This is a genomic window from Photobacterium sp. DNB22_13_2 (assembly GCF_052873915.1).
Map to the genome: position 1 here is coordinate 383,362 of NZ_JBNNXU010000003.1, position 14,168 is coordinate 397,529.

General features: G+C 47.5%; 16 protein-coding genes. 6 read left to right on the plus strand and 10 right to left on the minus strand.

Features of this window, described 5'->3' with window-relative positions:
- Positions 1-42: 42 nt before the first annotated feature.
- The 4 genes from ACVA58_RS07205 to ACVA58_RS07220 form a co-directional block, all read right to left on the minus strand.
- On the minus strand, positions 43-327 hold the full coding sequence (locus ACVA58_RS07205; protein ID WP_446509753.1) for a hypothetical protein: 285 nt from the start codon (positions 325-327) through the stop codon (positions 43-45).
- 556 nt (positions 328-883) lie between these two features.
- Entirely contained in the window at positions 884-1,333 is a 450-nt protein-coding gene (locus ACVA58_RS07210; RefSeq protein WP_446509754.1) for an L-alanine exporter AlaE, read from the minus strand.
- Positions 1,334-2,005: 672 nt separating this feature from the next.
- Positions 2,006-2,425 carry a (deoxy)nucleoside triphosphate pyrophosphohydrolase gene (locus ACVA58_RS07215; protein WP_446509755.1) on the minus strand — a complete coding sequence of 140 codons (420 nt, stop codon included), beginning with the start codon at positions 2,423-2,425 and terminating at the stop codon, positions 2,006-2,008.
- Between the two features lie 4 nt (positions 2,426-2,429).
- Positions 2,430-3,077: a YecA family protein gene (locus ACVA58_RS07220; RefSeq protein ID WP_446509756.1), complete on the minus strand. Its 648-nt coding sequence runs from the start codon at positions 3,075-3,077 to the stop codon at positions 2,430-2,432.
- Between the two features lie 192 nt (positions 3,078-3,269).
- On the opposite strand from ACVA58_RS07220, the gene ACVA58_RS07225 reads away from it, so the two are divergent.
- Complete coding sequence (locus tag ACVA58_RS07225; protein WP_446509757.1) at positions 3,270-3,941, plus strand: NAD(P)H-binding protein; 672 nt, start codon at positions 3,270-3,272, stop codon at positions 3,939-3,941.
- Between the two features lie 126 nt (positions 3,942-4,067).
- Complete coding sequence (gene dusC / locus ACVA58_RS07230) at positions 4,068-5,018, plus strand: tRNA dihydrouridine(16) synthase DusC (protein WP_446509758.1); 951 nt, start codon at positions 4,068-4,070, stop codon at positions 5,016-5,018.
- 119 nt (positions 5,019-5,137) lie between these two features.
- Here the strand turns inward: dusC and ACVA58_RS07235 are convergent, their stop codons facing one another.
- Positions 5,138-5,692: a hypothetical protein gene (locus tag ACVA58_RS07235; RefSeq protein WP_446509759.1), complete on the minus strand. Its 555-nt coding sequence runs from the start codon at positions 5,690-5,692 to the stop codon at positions 5,138-5,140.
- A gap of 208 nt (positions 5,693-5,900) precedes the next feature.
- Positions 5,901-6,335 carry a YcgN family cysteine cluster protein gene (locus ACVA58_RS07240; RefSeq protein WP_446509760.1) on the minus strand — a complete coding sequence of 145 codons (435 nt, stop codon included), beginning with the start codon at positions 6,333-6,335 and terminating at the stop codon, positions 5,901-5,903.
- 233 nt (positions 6,336-6,568) lie between these two features.
- On the opposite strand from ACVA58_RS07240, the gene ACVA58_RS07245 reads away from it, so the two are divergent.
- A complete protein-coding gene (locus ACVA58_RS07245) occupies positions 6,569-6,817 on the plus strand; it encodes a YkgJ family cysteine cluster protein (protein ID WP_255043431.1) in 249 nt (82 codons plus the stop codon).
- Here the strand turns inward: ACVA58_RS07245 and ACVA58_RS07250 are convergent.
- Complete coding sequence (locus ACVA58_RS07250) at positions 6,814-7,059, minus strand: TIGR02647 family protein (protein WP_446509761.1); 246 nt, start codon at positions 7,057-7,059, stop codon at positions 6,814-6,816. The genes ACVA58_RS07245 and ACVA58_RS07250 overlap by 4 nt on opposite strands.
- 165 nt (positions 7,060-7,224) lie before the next feature.
- Positions 7,225-8,112, minus strand: a complete 888-nt coding sequence (locus ACVA58_RS07255; protein ID WP_446509762.1) for a Tim44 domain-containing protein — start codon at positions 8,110-8,112, stop codon at positions 7,225-7,227.
- 195 nt (positions 8,113-8,307) lie between these two features.
- On the opposite strand from ACVA58_RS07255, the gene ACVA58_RS07260 reads away from it, so the two are divergent.
- The 3 genes from ACVA58_RS07260 (at position 8,308) to ACVA58_RS07270 (ending at position 11,594) form a co-directional block, all read left to right on the plus strand.
- Complete coding sequence (locus ACVA58_RS07260) at positions 8,308-8,706, plus strand: NINE protein (protein ID WP_446509763.1); 399 nt, start codon at positions 8,308-8,310, stop codon at positions 8,704-8,706.
- A 274-nt stretch (positions 8,707-8,980) separates the two neighbouring features.
- Positions 8,981-9,577, plus strand: coding sequence for a TetR/AcrR family transcriptional regulator (locus ACVA58_RS07265; protein WP_446509764.1), 597 nt, complete (start codon positions 8,981-8,983; stop codon positions 9,575-9,577).
- 148 nt (positions 9,578-9,725) lie between these two features.
- Entirely contained in the window at positions 9,726-11,594 is a 1,869-nt protein-coding gene (locus tag ACVA58_RS07270; RefSeq protein WP_446509765.1) for an MFS transporter, read from the plus strand.
- A 125-nt stretch (positions 11,595-11,719) separates the two neighbouring features.
- Here the strand turns inward: ACVA58_RS07270 and menE are convergent, their stop codons facing one another.
- Entirely contained in the window at positions 11,720-13,183 is a 1,464-nt protein-coding gene (gene menE / locus ACVA58_RS07275) for an o-succinylbenzoate--CoA ligase (RefSeq protein WP_446509766.1), read from the minus strand.
- A complete protein-coding gene (menC, locus tag ACVA58_RS07280) occupies positions 13,171-14,145 on the minus strand; it encodes an o-succinylbenzoate synthase (protein ID WP_446509808.1) in 975 nt (324 codons plus the stop codon). Before menC ends, menE begins: the two co-directional genes overlap by 13 nt.
- Between the last annotated feature and the right edge of the window lie 23 nt (positions 14,146-14,168).

The following is a 14,168-nucleotide window of genomic DNA, read 5'->3' on the forward strand; positions in this document are numbered from 1 at the left end:
TGCTCCAATATCAAAAAAGCCCCTTTCGGGGCTTTTTTCTAATTATTTGTTTCGTTCTGCAGCGCGGTCATTTTGCATTTGGATATAGCTGCCTAAATGCATCGAGGCTGGTTTACCTCGCAAGATATAGGGTAACTCAGAAGGTGCCACGGCCGCCTTGCTGGTCGGACGCATCCGCACGTAGAGAACGCGAATCATGTTACTTGCAACGCCCTGGCAACAGCGGTCTACCCAAGAAAAGAAGCGACCAAAAAGACCAATTTTCAACCATAGGACAAACTGACTAACGCCTAACATTGCTGCTAGCGACCAATGTACCTCAATCATTTTACTTCCCCACTTTTTATAGTTTTGCTTGCAGAACTGACTGAGGTAACTATGCCAATAAAATCATGAATAATATGCCTATGGCTGTAACTGAATTTAACCTGAACTGCTCACTTTCGCCCCCGTCCAACCATTTATGAAATCAAAGATCCCAACCGTGAAAACACAGCAAACAATTAACATATTATAATACTACAAATATAACACATTGATTTTATTTAAAATAAAAAGACAAAACACCAAGCAAGGATAACAAACAAGCAACAACCCAACATTACCACGAACACTTCCTTGATGTTAATCAACTTTAAGCTCTTTCATGAGCATCACACTCAGAGATATGTTCTTACAATCAGAAACAGCTTGTTCAATGCTTATCCAAGCACTTTCGTGCAATTTAGAAGCAGATATGCACAAGTAGCCTAAAAATATTAGACACGAAGAGAATGTTGGGATGGTTAACGAGGGAGCTATGTGCAGATCTTGTAGGCGTAAACGAAAAACCCCTAAAGGCATTATCCTTCAGGGGCAAATATATGTGGCGGCTTTGTGTCTTTTACGCTTGCTGGTAGTAGCCAGGTACTCGGAACATACGGCGACACATTTCTAGAAATTGACCATAAACCACGCCGAGTGCACCGGAAACAAAAGCATTACTAGTAACCGCTGTTATGATCTGATCGATGTCGGCTCCAACGACCAACAAGATACATGCATAAACCGGCGACTGGAACATCACGTAGGCCAACATATCAGATAGTCCTTTCATCCAACCAGACGATGACAGTTTCATCCCTTGTCGGATCATCAGGTCGCGGAAAACACCATATGGCCAAGCTATCGCAATATTTACCGGAATCGACAAGGTTCTTGAAGCAAGTGACTGTTCAAATGTCATTCCAGAAATGAACACTTCTATCATCATGCCTGTAATAAAACTAAAAATTACCATCGCAAAAGTATCGGCGGCAGCACTTCTTACGTTAAATTGCCCTTTAACAGACATAACAAAACCTCAAAATACAGTAAATATAACCAGACATTGAAATCTGAGCAGTTAGATGAACTGGGTAAACGACAACAACCCAGTTGATGTGCGTATTAGAACAGGAAATTTAAAGAATTACCCACCAAAGATCGTTATTGTTTGTAAGTTTACAACTAATTATGACTCACTCTTTGGCACGATCAGCTACTCAAGCAGATCTAGCGTGCCACAACCTGTATCAACACCTCTCCTACCCCCCAAAAGACAGCATTTAGTGGGTAATTGGAGTGCATTAATGGCCGTTTTGATTATGATTTTGGAAGTTATGGTAAAGATACCAATGAAGTTCAGCTCTATAGCAAAGTACTCATAACATTATTTATAGTGGCAGGCTTTAATCATAATTCATTGATTTATAGGGTATAAATATAAAAATAACATTCAAGCCACTGGAGTGGTAAATCACCTGGATAAATATTCCTAATTTAAGCTGCGTATATCAAGTGAAAAAACCATAAAAGGTAATCATTTATTCACCCTAACAACACAAAATCAAACCAAGCTGCAATAATAAGCAGTTAAATCTTTAGGGTAGATGAGAATATTTAGTCGCTGTTCTCCATGGATGATTCAATAAAAAGCCCCAGCAAAAGCTAGGGCTTGAGGCTGTGGGCCGTGATTCTAAAACTGTCACTCTAGTGGCAGTGATTGAAGTACCTCAACGATAGGGTAATCTGCCGGACAGAGCGTAAAGTCCTTAATTTCATCACGCTCAACCCATGTCGCAGCCTGATGACTATGGAGTACCAGTTCACCGGATACCCAATGAGTCAAATAGCCTTTTAGATGAATGACTTTATCACCGTAGTCAAACACACTGTCGGCAAGGAACTCTCCAGTCGTCGTTTCAATTGCCAACTCTTCGTGTAATTCACGCTCCAGTGCTTGTGCATCACTTTCCCCGGCCTCTACCTTACCACCGGGAAACTCCCACAAGCCGCCTTGGCTAGCATGCTCATAACGCTGAGTGAGCAGAAACTTACCCTGCTTCTCTATCACGCCAGCCACCACCAGAATAACGGGCTTAACTGTCTTTAGATCAGATGCCATTAAACTATTTACCGCAGCATTGCTTGAACTTTTTGCCACTGCCGCACAGGCAAGGATCGTTTCGGCCTATCTCTTTATATGGGTTCACCGCTTTAGCAGCATTGCCCTGCTGAAGGTCATCAGCCGCCATAACGACTTCAGATAACATCAGCGGCAACTGAGCATACAGTTCTGCAGGTGCTGGCATTCCTGTTATGCCGGCCTCTTGCATCTGAACTAGGGTATTTTGCTCATCCATCATCAGCATCACGGTTGTGATCAATGCCGATAGCATTCGCATTGTGCCGTCAGTCAGCGGTTGCTCGGCCCAGCTAGGTTCGATATGCGGCCACACAGCCAAAAAGCCTTGAGCAAATTGCTGCATCGCTTCAGTTAGTTCACCAGAGTGTTCAAAACTCAGCTCTGATGGTAGTAAATACTCACCAGCCTTGATATAGCGATACTGCAGTTCAAAATGGTTTAACACCGCCATTTTGTCATCTTGGCCCAGCGCAACCGGCTCATCTTCGTCAACACCACCTGTAAGCAGTACTGGTAGCCAGGTTTCTGGCGCTAGCGGTTTTGGGTTAGCATTGGCTGCTAGCAAGGCCCCTTCTATAAAAGTTGCCGGCATTCCTTCCCAAGCTTCAGGTAATGTCATTAGTTGTGTCATGGTCGGTTCTCGTTGTCTGTTTCGTGAGCTGATTATATACCCAAGTCACAGCAAGTTGCAGGATTCAGAGTTTACTTAGCCATATCGCTTTTTGCGCCAGAACAGGAAAATGCCGACAAAAAGACAAACCTGTTGAACTTTGCAGCAATTGGTGGCAAAAAGAAGGAGTTATCATCAGGATGGTGGAAATAAATGACAGGTAGCAGTGCAATCATCGCTGGCGGCAGTGGGTTGGTCGGTGATGAACTCTTACATCTTCTTCTCAAGCAATCGGAAATAGCGACAGTTTACGCCCTCTCCCGGCGCGAACTGCCCCTGCACGGCAGCAAGCTTCGTCAGATCATTCATCCCGAATTACGTATCACCGAATGGGAAGACTCCTCTCCAACTCCCACCGTGGGGTTTATCTGTCTAGGCACCACCAAGAAACAGGCAGGGACCAAGAAAGCCCTGGAAGCGGTGGACTACCAACTGGTCAAAAACGTCGCCAAAACCATGAAGATGCTGGGCGTCAGACATATCGTAGTGATATCCAGCCTGTTTGCCAGCCCTTGGTCACCCTCTCACTACCTTCGCTGCAAAGGGAAAATGGAGCAAGCGCTGGTAAAAATGGGCTTTGAACACTGCATCTTTGTCCGTCCTGGTCCACTCAAGGGAGATCGCAGCAAACCCAGAAAAGACGAGCTGCTGGTTCAAGGGATCTTCGATGTGCTCCACCCGCTGGCTGTTGGCCCTCTCGCCAACCTTGACCCTATCCCTGCAGAACAAGTTGCCCAGAAAATGTTAGCACTTGCCCAAGAGGCCCAAAGGCACGAACTACCGAAAGTATTTACTCTTTCGGGCCGGATGCTTGCCTCAAGCTGAGTCATATTCTGGAATTGGACAAGCTGGCCATTACCCACTAGAATCTCGCTCCCAACAGGCTCTGCGCTGACAAATCGGATCAGCCCTCGCCTATACTTTTGCACATTGGCACAAAAGAGAAATCACATGCGAGTAATTCTAGGCCCGATGGAAGGTGTTCTTGATCACCTGATGCGGGAAATGCTGACAGACATCAATGATTATGATCTGTGCGTCACGGAGTTTATCCGTGTGGTTGATCAGCTATTGCCAAACAGTGTCTTCTACCGCTTGTGCCCCGAGTTACATCAAGGCGGAAAAACCGTCTCGGGTACGCCGGTTCGTGTCCAACTGTTGGGGCAGGACCCAAACTGGCTGGCTGAAAATGCCCACCGCGCCGTTTCACTTGGCTCCCCCGGTATTGATATCAACTTCGGCTGCCCGGCCAAGTCGGTCAATAAAAGCCGTGGCGGAGCTGTGCTGCTCCAAGACCCGGACTTGATGTACGGCATTGTCAAAGCTGTACGTGCCGCAACCGATCCCCGCTTTCCTGTCACGGCCAAAGTCCGTTTGGGCTGGGATGATCCTAGCCATTGCTTTGAAATTGCCGATGCCGTGGCTCAAGCTGGTGCCGATGAGATTGCAGTCCATGCCCGTACCAAAACCGATGGCTACAAGGCAGAGACGATTAAGTGGGATTACATCCACCAGCTAAAAGAAAAAATCACCACGCCAATCATTGCCAATGGCGAGATCTGGAATTATCAGGATGGCCAGCGCTGCATGAAGACTACCGGTAGTGATGCCCTGATGGTTTGCCGTGGTGCGATTAACCTGCCAAACCTTGGCAATGTAATGAAATACAATGAAGATCACATGCGCTGGGAAGCGGTACTTCAACTCTTACTGAAATACTCGACTTATGAAATCAAAGGGGATAAAGGGCTGTATTACCCGAACCGGATCAAACAGTGGTTTGCCTACCTACGTCAGGAGTACCCGCAGGCCAAAGAGCTATTTGCCGATATCCGCAAGCACAACAAAGCGGCCCCTATTATTGATATTCTCCAGCGCAGCTACGCCGATATCGCAGCCTGATTTCCATCGGTATCCAAATACAAAAAAGCCAGCAATATATGAATATGCTGGCTTTTTCTGTTTTGGACTAAATTACCATTCTGGATGAGTACTTAATCAAGTATTCAACTCGCTAGGGCTCACACCCTGCGTTCGCGCCGGATCTGATCCAATGCATCCTGAACCGTATCCAGCTCGTCATCGCTTAGCTTGCTAAACGCCGCCAAATAGGCAAGCCGGGTTACTTCTTTCTTACGATGGCGCTCTTCCTGCTCATGCACTTTGTACGCCCGGTTGGCTTGAAAATGCTGGAAGAAACGTTCGATATCTTCTACCGCCAAACTCGAATCCGGCTTGAGGTAGTCAGTCATGATTTTAACGAAGTCATCCGGCAGGTGGATATTGAACTTGGGATCCATCGAATAGATAAACGACAGTTCCATTGCCTGCCGGTGCTCTGATCTGCAACGCCAGAACTGTGCTGTACAGCCATGGGTGATCTGGACATCACCCACCTTATGCAGAGATTGCAGTGCTTTCCCCACATCAGTCGCACTCCCCACCAGCAGGCACTCGAACCCCTGCGAAATGGCGTACACCCCACACTCCCGCGGCAGTGTCTCACGGTTGACCATTGAGCACTGGTGGCTTGGCATCGGAATTCTTGGCTTGTATGCCCGCCTCAGAGCACTCATTGCACTTACCCTACATCATCATTTCGAGTAAGTATCCATATGCAGACAATTTTTTCAAGAGTTTGATGGTAAAAGAAAATATATATGAAGGCTTGAAGTTATAAGGCTTAGGGTGCTTTCAATCAAGGAAGGAGGGGTAAACAAGCTCTTCACCTCCCCTCTTGAGTCTCAATAACAATTAAAGAGGGAAGGTACAAAACGGCTGAAATTAGCGATTAGGATGATTCAAAATGTGGTCTTCCCAATCGATAACATCAATCTCGTACACCACGGTATCACGCACCGACTCATTAGCCGCATGCATGGCATCTTTCGAGCCAGTGAGCAATGGGTGCCATTCAGGCAGTGCTTTGCCTTCAGCCAGCAAGCGGTAGGCACACGTTTCCGGCAGCCAGACGAACTCGTCGATGCGGTCACGGGTCAGCTTAAGGCACTCTTCACCGGATTCAAAGCGGTTTGGGTAGTCTTTACAAGAGCAGGTCTTGTTGTCCAGCAAGCTACAGGCAACATTGGTGTAGTAGATTTCATCGGTATCATCATCGATCAGTTTGTGCAGGCAGCATTTACCGCAGCCGTCACAGAGCGCTTCCCACTCCTGGTCGGTCATTTCCTTCAAATCTTTCTCTTGCCAATAGTGCGTCATCACTTTGCCTTCTGTTGCTCTCACCTTGCGACTAGTCAAGGCCTATCATGATAGGCGGTTTTATAGCTTTCACACCCACAAAGTGCAAGTACTTCCGCCCCTTTAGCGCCAATATCATCATGTAATAAGAATCACTCCTATCCATAGCCGATAAAGCTACATTTTTTTGATCCCTAGCGGAGAGAGTGGTAACGTGCGCAACCTTTATATTTAGTGTAGATGAGTGGTAAGTGATGGAGTGTCGATTAGGCTGTGGAGCGTGCTGTATTGCACCAAGTATTTCTTCGCCGATCCCCGGTATGCCAAAAGGTAAACCAGCGGGCGTTCGCTGCATTCAGCTCAATGATAACAACCTGTGCAAGATTTTCGGCAAGCCAGAACGTCCTGCTGTCTGTCATCAATTTAAAGCCTGCCCGTCACTGTGTGGGAGTAGTAACAAGCAGGCATTGGATAATATTACCGAATTGGAAAGTCTGACCTAAACCGCAATCTTACCGGTTAAGATACGCAAAACAGACTTGGCGTGCTCAACGGCCTGGTGTCCTGAGTGAGTGAGGTAACCGCCATCTTCCTGTGTAACCAACCCTTTTGCATACAACCGCTGTGCAGCTTGCACCAGCTCAGGCATGGCATCACTGCGTACTTTTATCCCCTCCAAATCACTGTGCATTGGGAATTTCACTAGCAAGTTCATCTCATGAACTAAATCGGCATTGTACGGCATGCTTTTCTCTCTTACTGAATTAACCTAACAATAATACTAGCGGCTTGGCAGAATTTTAGTAGGTGTTGAGATCAATTCAGTGACATCACGAAAGCGAGCAAGATCATATTTTTGTTATAAAAAAACCGCCCAGAAGGGCGGTTTATTAATTCTTGCGCTTAACCGTTATGCTTGAATACCAACGATTAGCCAAGGGGCATTTGGTGCCCGCAGGTCACGTTCAAGGTGCCAGATATCAGTAATATCCTCTTCAACACCTTCCTGACCATCTTTGTAACGGCCAGAGAATTTAATACTCAGCTGCGCGATATTCGCATCGTAGTCAGCACGAACCAACTCAGCATCCACATACATCACTTCGGTATGCTGTTCGCCGTCTAGCTTGGCACGCTCGGCAATCAGATCATCAAGCAATGCCGGGCTGACATACTCGCGGATCTTATCTAGCTCATTATGATTCCACGCACCTTGGATCGTACGGTAGTGCTCACGAGAACCGTTTAGGAATGCATTCATATTAAAGCCCGGAGGCAGATTGAATGGTACATCGCTATCGGTTGATACGTACTCGTCCTGTGCCATGCCACCTTGACCACCCTGGTTCGCCTGCTGGCGGAACTGGTTCGGTTGCTGCGGCTGACGCGGGGAGTTACCAGAATACGCTTCGCGGTGACCCATCGGGGTCGATTTCGCGCTGCGCATGGTTTTGAATAATTTGAGGATAACATAGGCAATCAAGCCCATGATCAAAATATCCATAAACTGGATACCTTCAAACGCACCGCCAAAGAAGGCTGCAAGTAACCCACCCGCCAATAGTCCGCCCATCAGGCCGCCCATCAGTCCTTTTTTGCTTGATTTTGCTGCCTGATTAGCACCTGGTTGCTGCTGCTGTCTCAGGGTGTCCGTTTGTTGCGGTTGCTGCTTTTTCACTGGCGCAGTTTTAAAGCTTTTGCCAAATGATTTACCGCCACCAAATTTCTTTGCCTCAACCTGCGGAGCGACAAACGCGACCGTTATTATCAGAGCAAATATTGTGAAGATGCGTTTCATTTGAGTGAATTACCTTTGCCTCATATTAGAGATTGCATCGTAAACCGCTTCAACTGAATGTCAACCAAACCGCACAAGCAAATTGTTACTAATATTTAGTATCGATGAAATTTTACTGTGTCATGCTAGACTGGGTAAGGATTTAACCTTAATAACTTCAAAGTGTTAATAATATTTATCTAGGCGGGTTCATATATGCAAGATACTCATAGCAAACTGATCGGATATCTATTGTGGATTTTCGGTTTTACTGGTGCCCACCGCTTTTACTACGGCAAACCGGTCACTGGCACTATTTGGTTTTTCACGCTGGGACTGTGCGGCATTGGGTGGTTAATTGACCTGTTCCTGATCCCTTCAATGGACAGGGAAGCTGACATGCGTTTTCAGGGCGGAGAGATCGATTATACCGTTACCTGGCTACTGTTGACGTTCCTTGGCGTGTTTGGGTTGCATCGAATGTACATGGGGAAATGGCTCACCGGTATTTTGTACCTTTGTACCTTCGGTTTTTTCCTAATTGGCATCTTAGTCGACTTCTGGACCCTCAACGATCAAGTCTCGATTCAAAACCAAGAGCGGCGCCGGGCTTAACTACGCTTCCAAAGTCGTCAATAATGATGCCAGCATTCAGAAAAGTGCTGGCATTAGCCATGACTAGGCTCACAACTCACCAAGTAATTGTTAGAAATAGTTATCGAGAAAGATAAGAGACTTGACCTATTCTTGTGGTTAACACTAGAATATCGAACAATGTTCTAATTATTTTTTGCCTTTCTGCAAAAAAACTTATTTTGCATCATACCCTCTTTAGTTGGGCATATTACAATTAAGCAAAATAAGACTTATTCGATTAAGAGTAACTTCGATGGCAAGACGAAACGACCATACTCGCGAAGAGTTGGTAAGTATGACACTGGAGCAAGTCAAAAACTTTCTCGCCCAGCACCCTCACCATGAACTTAGCCTGCGCAAAGTTGCAGCGATGATTGGCTATGTACCAAGTACTTTGGTTAACGTGTTCGGCAACTACAACCTGCTACTGCTACACGCTGTTGCTCAGACTCTTGATGAGTTGTTCGCAGAAGCAGAAGCAGAAATGAAAGAAGCCTCATCAGCGGAAGATGCCCTAAAGCGCCTTGCCTTTTGTTACCTTGACTTTGCCTCGCGAAACCCATACCGCTGGCAGTTGATTTTCCAACACACCATGAACGGTGAAGAGCTGCCTGAGTGGCAGTCGGAACGAATCAACAACATGACAGGTATGCTAGAAACCCTGATCCAACAAATCAACCCTCAGCTCAGCAGCGATGAAACCCTTGAGGCAAGCCGTGTTATCTGGTCTGGCGTTCACGGGATCACCTTGCTATCCGTTGATGACAAGCTGTTCACTTCAGTACCTGTCGATGGCAAGGCATTGATTAATAACCTACTAAGCACTTACCTCAATGCTTGGAAAGGTTAATTAACGACGCATAATTATGCCATATCTGGCCTTGTTTGAGGCCAGATATCTATACTCTCATGTCAACAAGTGATAACGTCATTTTTCAACCCGCAATACCTGCGGTGATTACTTTCGATGATCAATTCGAACTCAGGCTAAAGTATTCATGTCAGATCAGTCTCGACTTCTAACCCAGCGGCGTTTTCTGCCCTACTTCCTTACGCAGGCCTTCGGAGCCTTCAACGACAACATCTACAAAAATGTTTTGCTTATCCTGATTGCTTTTGCGGCACCTGGCACCTTGCCGGTAGATAGCGATCTAATCATCAACTTGGCTGCGGGCTTATTCATTTTGCCTTTTTTCCTATTCTCCGCGACCGCTGGTGTGATCACCGATAAGTACGACAAGGCCACTATCATGCGGGTGGTGAAAATGGCTGAAATTGTCATTATGTCGCTGGCAGCTTTTGCCTTTATCAGCGAAAACTACCTAATGTTGCTGATCTTGCTGTTCCTGATGGGTACCCAGTCAGCATTTTTCGGTCCCGCCAAGTATGCTCTGCTTCCCGAGCAGCTGAAAAAAGAAGAGCTGGTATCGGGTAACGCCTTGGTCGAAACCGGAACCTTCCTTGCTATCCTTATTGGTACCTTGCTCGCCGGCGTCATTGCCAATGAAGAGCAGGCAACCTATATCGCCGCAATCAGTGTGGTTAGCTTTGCGATTATTGGCTATTTGTGTTCACAAGGGATCCCCTCGACTAAACCGAGAAATCCGGATCTGAAATTCAAATGGCAACCGGTACGCCAGACCCGTAAGACCTTGGCGATTGCCCGCAAAGATAAAACCGTTTTCCAATGTATTATGGGGATTAGCTGGTTCTGGTTCCTTGGTGCCAGCTACCTGACACAGTTTCCGAACTTTGCCAAGCTGTACTTGGGGGGAAATGCCGCCTCGGTCTCTTTCCTGCTGACACTATTTTCAGTTGGCATCGCTGTCGGTTCGCTGCTGTGTGATCGCATGTCGGGCCATCGCATCGAGCCGGGTATCGTACCTCTAGGTAGCATGGGGATAACCCTGTTTGGTGCAGGACTGATGTTCAGTACACCCAGTTCGTTGCCAGAGACCCAGTCCATTATCGCGTTTGTGACAGATCCACAACTGCTAAGTGTGTTTGTATGCTTAACCATGCTTGGGGTATCGGGTGGGATCTTCATCGTACCACTGTATGCCATGATGCAGCATCGAGCCAAAGAAACAGAGCGGGCTCAGGTTATTGCAGCCAACAATATCTGGAATGCCATTTTCATGGTTACCAGTGCAATCAGTGGGATTGTGGTGCTGTCGGTACTGGAGTTCACCATACCTCAGTTCTTCCTGATCCTCTCGGTGCTAAACCTTATCGTGGTGGTCTACATTTATATTCAGGCTCCGGATTTCTTCTGGCGCTTTATCGTCTGGCTTGTCAGCCACACCATGTACCGGGTGACCCATAAAAACCTCACCAATATTCCAGAAAAAGGCGGCGCGCTGATTGTATGCAACCATGTGAGTTATATGGATGCGCTGCTGCTAGCCGGCGCTTGTCCGCGCCCTATCCGCTTTTTGATGGATAGGGACATTTATAACTTGCCGATGATCCGCGCCTTTTGCCGTGCCTGTAAAGTGGTGCCAATTGATGCAACGGATAGAAGATCGGTCATGAAAGCCTTTGTCGATGTCAGCAAGCAGCTTGAACGTGGTGATGTGGTCTGTGTCTTTCCCGAAGGCCAATTAACCTATGATGGCGAAATGGGGCCTTTCATGCGGGGGATTGATCTTATTATCAAGCGCTCTCCAGTTCCGGTAATACCTGTAGCTATCCAGGGTTTGTGGGGAAGTATTTTTAGCCGAGAAGGCGGCCGGGCTTTGTTGAAAGTACCCAAGCGCTTCTGGTCAAAAGTGACGATTGTTGCGGGTGAGCCTATTTCACCTGAAGAGACTAACAGTGTCCACCTTAGGGAAGAAGTACTGACTCTGCGTGGGGATAACAGGTAAAACCCCTAGAACCTATAAATAAGCGAACAGAATAAGGCCCGAAGTGTTTACTGCGGGCCTTTTTAATTTGAAGGGCTTATACCAATCTACATAAATATTTGTCCAACTATTTATCCAGATTGGTATTAGGTTTGTTCAGCCAACCACAGCGCCAATTGTTTGCGGGATATTTTAATACCGCCAGCACTAAGGTGCGAAGGTAGAGGCAGGTACTTCACCGGGCGACGAAAGCTAGTCACTTGCTGTTTCATATAATCAGCAAGCTCCGATACCTGTGGCTCTTCAAGTTCACAAGAGGTTGCAACTATCGCAACTGGACGCTGTCCATATTCCGCATCATCAACAGGCAACACAAAGGCCTGACACACACCTGAATATGCCAGTAGCACTTTCTCGATTTCTTCCGGCTGAATGTTCTCACCGCCAGAAATGAACATATTGTCCTTGCGGCCACGGATAAACAGTTCTTCGTCATGCCAATCGGCCAAATCTTTAGTCGCAAACCATTCTTGATCTGAAAAAGGAAAGATAGTGCGATTACGGTAATACCCCATTCCCAAGGTCTTCCCTTTAACAAACACTTCGCCATCTTTAAGCGTTAGCTCACGATTTGGCAATACTGAACCGACACCCGCACTGCCATCAGCAGGCTTAGCCGTGACCGTCGAGGCCATTTCAGTCATACCATAGCCACACCAGCACTCGATACCAGCTTGTTTCGCACGCTCGGTCAGGCTGATCGGGATCACCGCCCCGCCAAGCAGTACTCGCTTCAATGTTGATACCACGGCACTATTACTGTCCAGCACTCTCTGAAGCTGTGTCGGTACCAATGAAGCATGGGTAACCTTGCTGAGCGCCACATCCAAATCCTGCGATGGCTCAACGGTCAATTGCGCGCCGCGATATAGCCAACGCCAGACAATCGCCAGACCTGATATATGAAATAGCGGCAGTGACAACAGCCAGCTATCCTCAGCATCAAACGACATCCATTGCAGCAAACCTGCTGCGCTAGCCAAATGACTTTGCGCATTATGCACTACAGCTTTAGGGTTACCTGTCGATCCTGAGGTCATGGTCATGGTAGCGGCACGAGAAGCTTGCCAAGTAACCGGCACCATACGCGGCGTTTGCGGTGGCAGCAGCTGTAAGCGCGGTGGTAACGCTTGTTTACTGTCCGGTTCACAGCCTTGGACACGGTCCAACGCAATACCCGATTTAGCCGGATACCAAACAAAGTCACACTCAAGTTGTGCCAGTTGGTTAGATAGCTCCTGCTGGCTCAAGCGTGGGTTTAGCCCAACATAGCGCGCCCCGGTTCGCAAGATGGCTAACAACAACCAGATCACAGATACTGAATTAGGCGCAACGACGGCAACCAGCTGATCACGTTTCAGCCCCTGCTCTACCAAGCCTTGTGCATATTCATCGGTTCGCTCAGCCAGTTCAGTCCAGCTGAATTGTTGCTCGCCAAATGAGAGAGCGACCGCTGACGGCCGCTCTTTTGCCCAATGTTGCCATGGCCAAGTGGAAAACGTCACGTCCGCGACGGCTTCCACATGAACACTATTTCTTACTTCGACCATGCCAAATCCAGCTCAGCCAAGGTTTTCAGCGGCAACTCACACTGCGGCCACGGTGTTTCCAGCTGGCTGAGGAACAACTGCATGGTATCAAGACCAGGGATCACATCCGGAGTCTGCCATTCAGCAAAACGGGCTAGCTGGTTCAAGCCAAGGCTGGTTTCCATGCTTGAGCTGATCACAGCAGTCAAACCTTGTTCATTCGCCTGTTTAACCAGTTCGATACAACGCTGTACACTACCGACCAATGTAGGCTTAATCACAATCGCCACCACACCCGGCTCTGCTTTTACCTCGAAGCCTTCATCACGCACGGTTTCATCCCAGGCAATATTAATCCCGGTTTCCTGAGCAAAGGCCAAGCTGTCGGCTGGCAACTGGCAAGGCTCTTCAAGAAAAGCGATACTGCCGCGATTCTCCGGTTTCACGTACTTAGCAAACTGCTGGGCTTTCAGTGGTGTCCACTGGCGGTTGGCATCCAAACGCAGGCGGATCCCTGGAATAGAGTCGATAAACATATTAGCGACCATGCCATCACGCACCGCTTCGTACATGCCTACTTTGATTTTGGCCACTTTCTCGCCCGGCATGTCATTCAATGCAATAACCAGATCATCGGGATCACCCGAACAAAGCGGAGCAACTGTATAGTTACCGACTTGTGGCAAACCGCCTTGAAGTTCAAGTTCTGCCATGCTCAGACCAAACGCAACAGATGGAAGCGCTTTTTCTAAATCGATAGCTTGACCTGCTACCCACTGATCCAACAATGCTTGTGCCTGCTCACCAGCTTGCTCTGCACTCTCTTGGCTGAACTCAGGCAATGGCGCAATTTCACCGTAGCCTTTTTGATCGCCGTCTTGCAGTTCGACAACCCAACCCTCACGGTTAACTAACCGCTGGGTACGCAGGATCACACCGGAGTCCATAGGAAGCTGGTATTGGTATAGTTTCGCGCTACGCATCATAAAACTCCATCTGCCTTATT

Coding starts and splice junctions, on each gene's coding strand:
- ACVA58_RS07205 (WP_446509753.1), bottom strand. CDS start 327: ATGATTGAGGTACATTGGTCGCTAGCAGCAATGTTAGGCGTTAGTCAG.
- ACVA58_RS07210 (WP_446509754.1), bottom strand. CDS start 1,333: ATGTCTGTTAAAGGGCAATTTAACGTAAGAAGTGCTGCCGCCGATACT.
- ACVA58_RS07215 (WP_446509755.1), bottom strand. CDS start 2,425: ATGGCATCTGATCTAAAGACAGTTAAGCCCGTTATTCTGGTGGTGGCT.
- ACVA58_RS07220 (WP_446509756.1), bottom strand. CDS start 3,077: ATGACACAACTAATGACATTACCTGAAGCTTGGGAAGGAATGCCGGCA.
- ACVA58_RS07225 (WP_446509757.1), top strand. CDS start 3,270: ATGACAGGTAGCAGTGCAATCATCGCTGGCGGCAGTGGGTTGGTCGGT.
- dusC (WP_446509758.1), top strand. CDS start 4,068: ATGCGAGTAATTCTAGGCCCGATGGAAGGTGTTCTTGATCACCTGATG.
- ACVA58_RS07235 (WP_446509759.1), bottom strand. CDS start 5,692: ATGAGTGCTCTGAGGCGGGCATACAAGCCAAGAATTCCGATGCCAAGC.
- ACVA58_RS07240 (WP_446509760.1), bottom strand. CDS start 6,335: ATGACGCACTATTGGCAAGAGAAAGATTTGAAGGAAATGACCGACCAG.
- ACVA58_RS07245 (WP_255043431.1), top strand. CDS start 6,569: ATGGAGTGTCGATTAGGCTGTGGAGCGTGCTGTATTGCACCAAGTATT.
- ACVA58_RS07250 (WP_446509761.1), bottom strand. CDS start 7,059: ATGCCGTACAATGCCGATTTAGTTCATGAGATGAACTTGCTAGTGAAA.
- ACVA58_RS07255 (WP_446509762.1), bottom strand. CDS start 8,112: ATGAAACGCATCTTCACAATATTTGCTCTGATAATAACGGTCGCGTTT.
- ACVA58_RS07260 (WP_446509763.1), top strand. CDS start 8,308: ATGCAAGATACTCATAGCAAACTGATCGGATATCTATTGTGGATTTTC.
- ACVA58_RS07265 (WP_446509764.1), top strand. CDS start 8,981: ATGGCAAGACGAAACGACCATACTCGCGAAGAGTTGGTAAGTATGACA.
- ACVA58_RS07270 (WP_446509765.1), top strand. CDS start 9,726: ATGTCAGATCAGTCTCGACTTCTAACCCAGCGGCGTTTTCTGCCCTAC.
- menE (WP_446509766.1), bottom strand. CDS start 13,183: ATGGTCGAAGTAAGAAATAGTGTTCATGTGGAAGCCGTCGCGGACGTG.
- menC (WP_446509808.1), bottom strand. CDS start 14,145: ATGCGTAGCGCGAAACTATACCAATACCAGCTTCCTATGGACTCCGGT.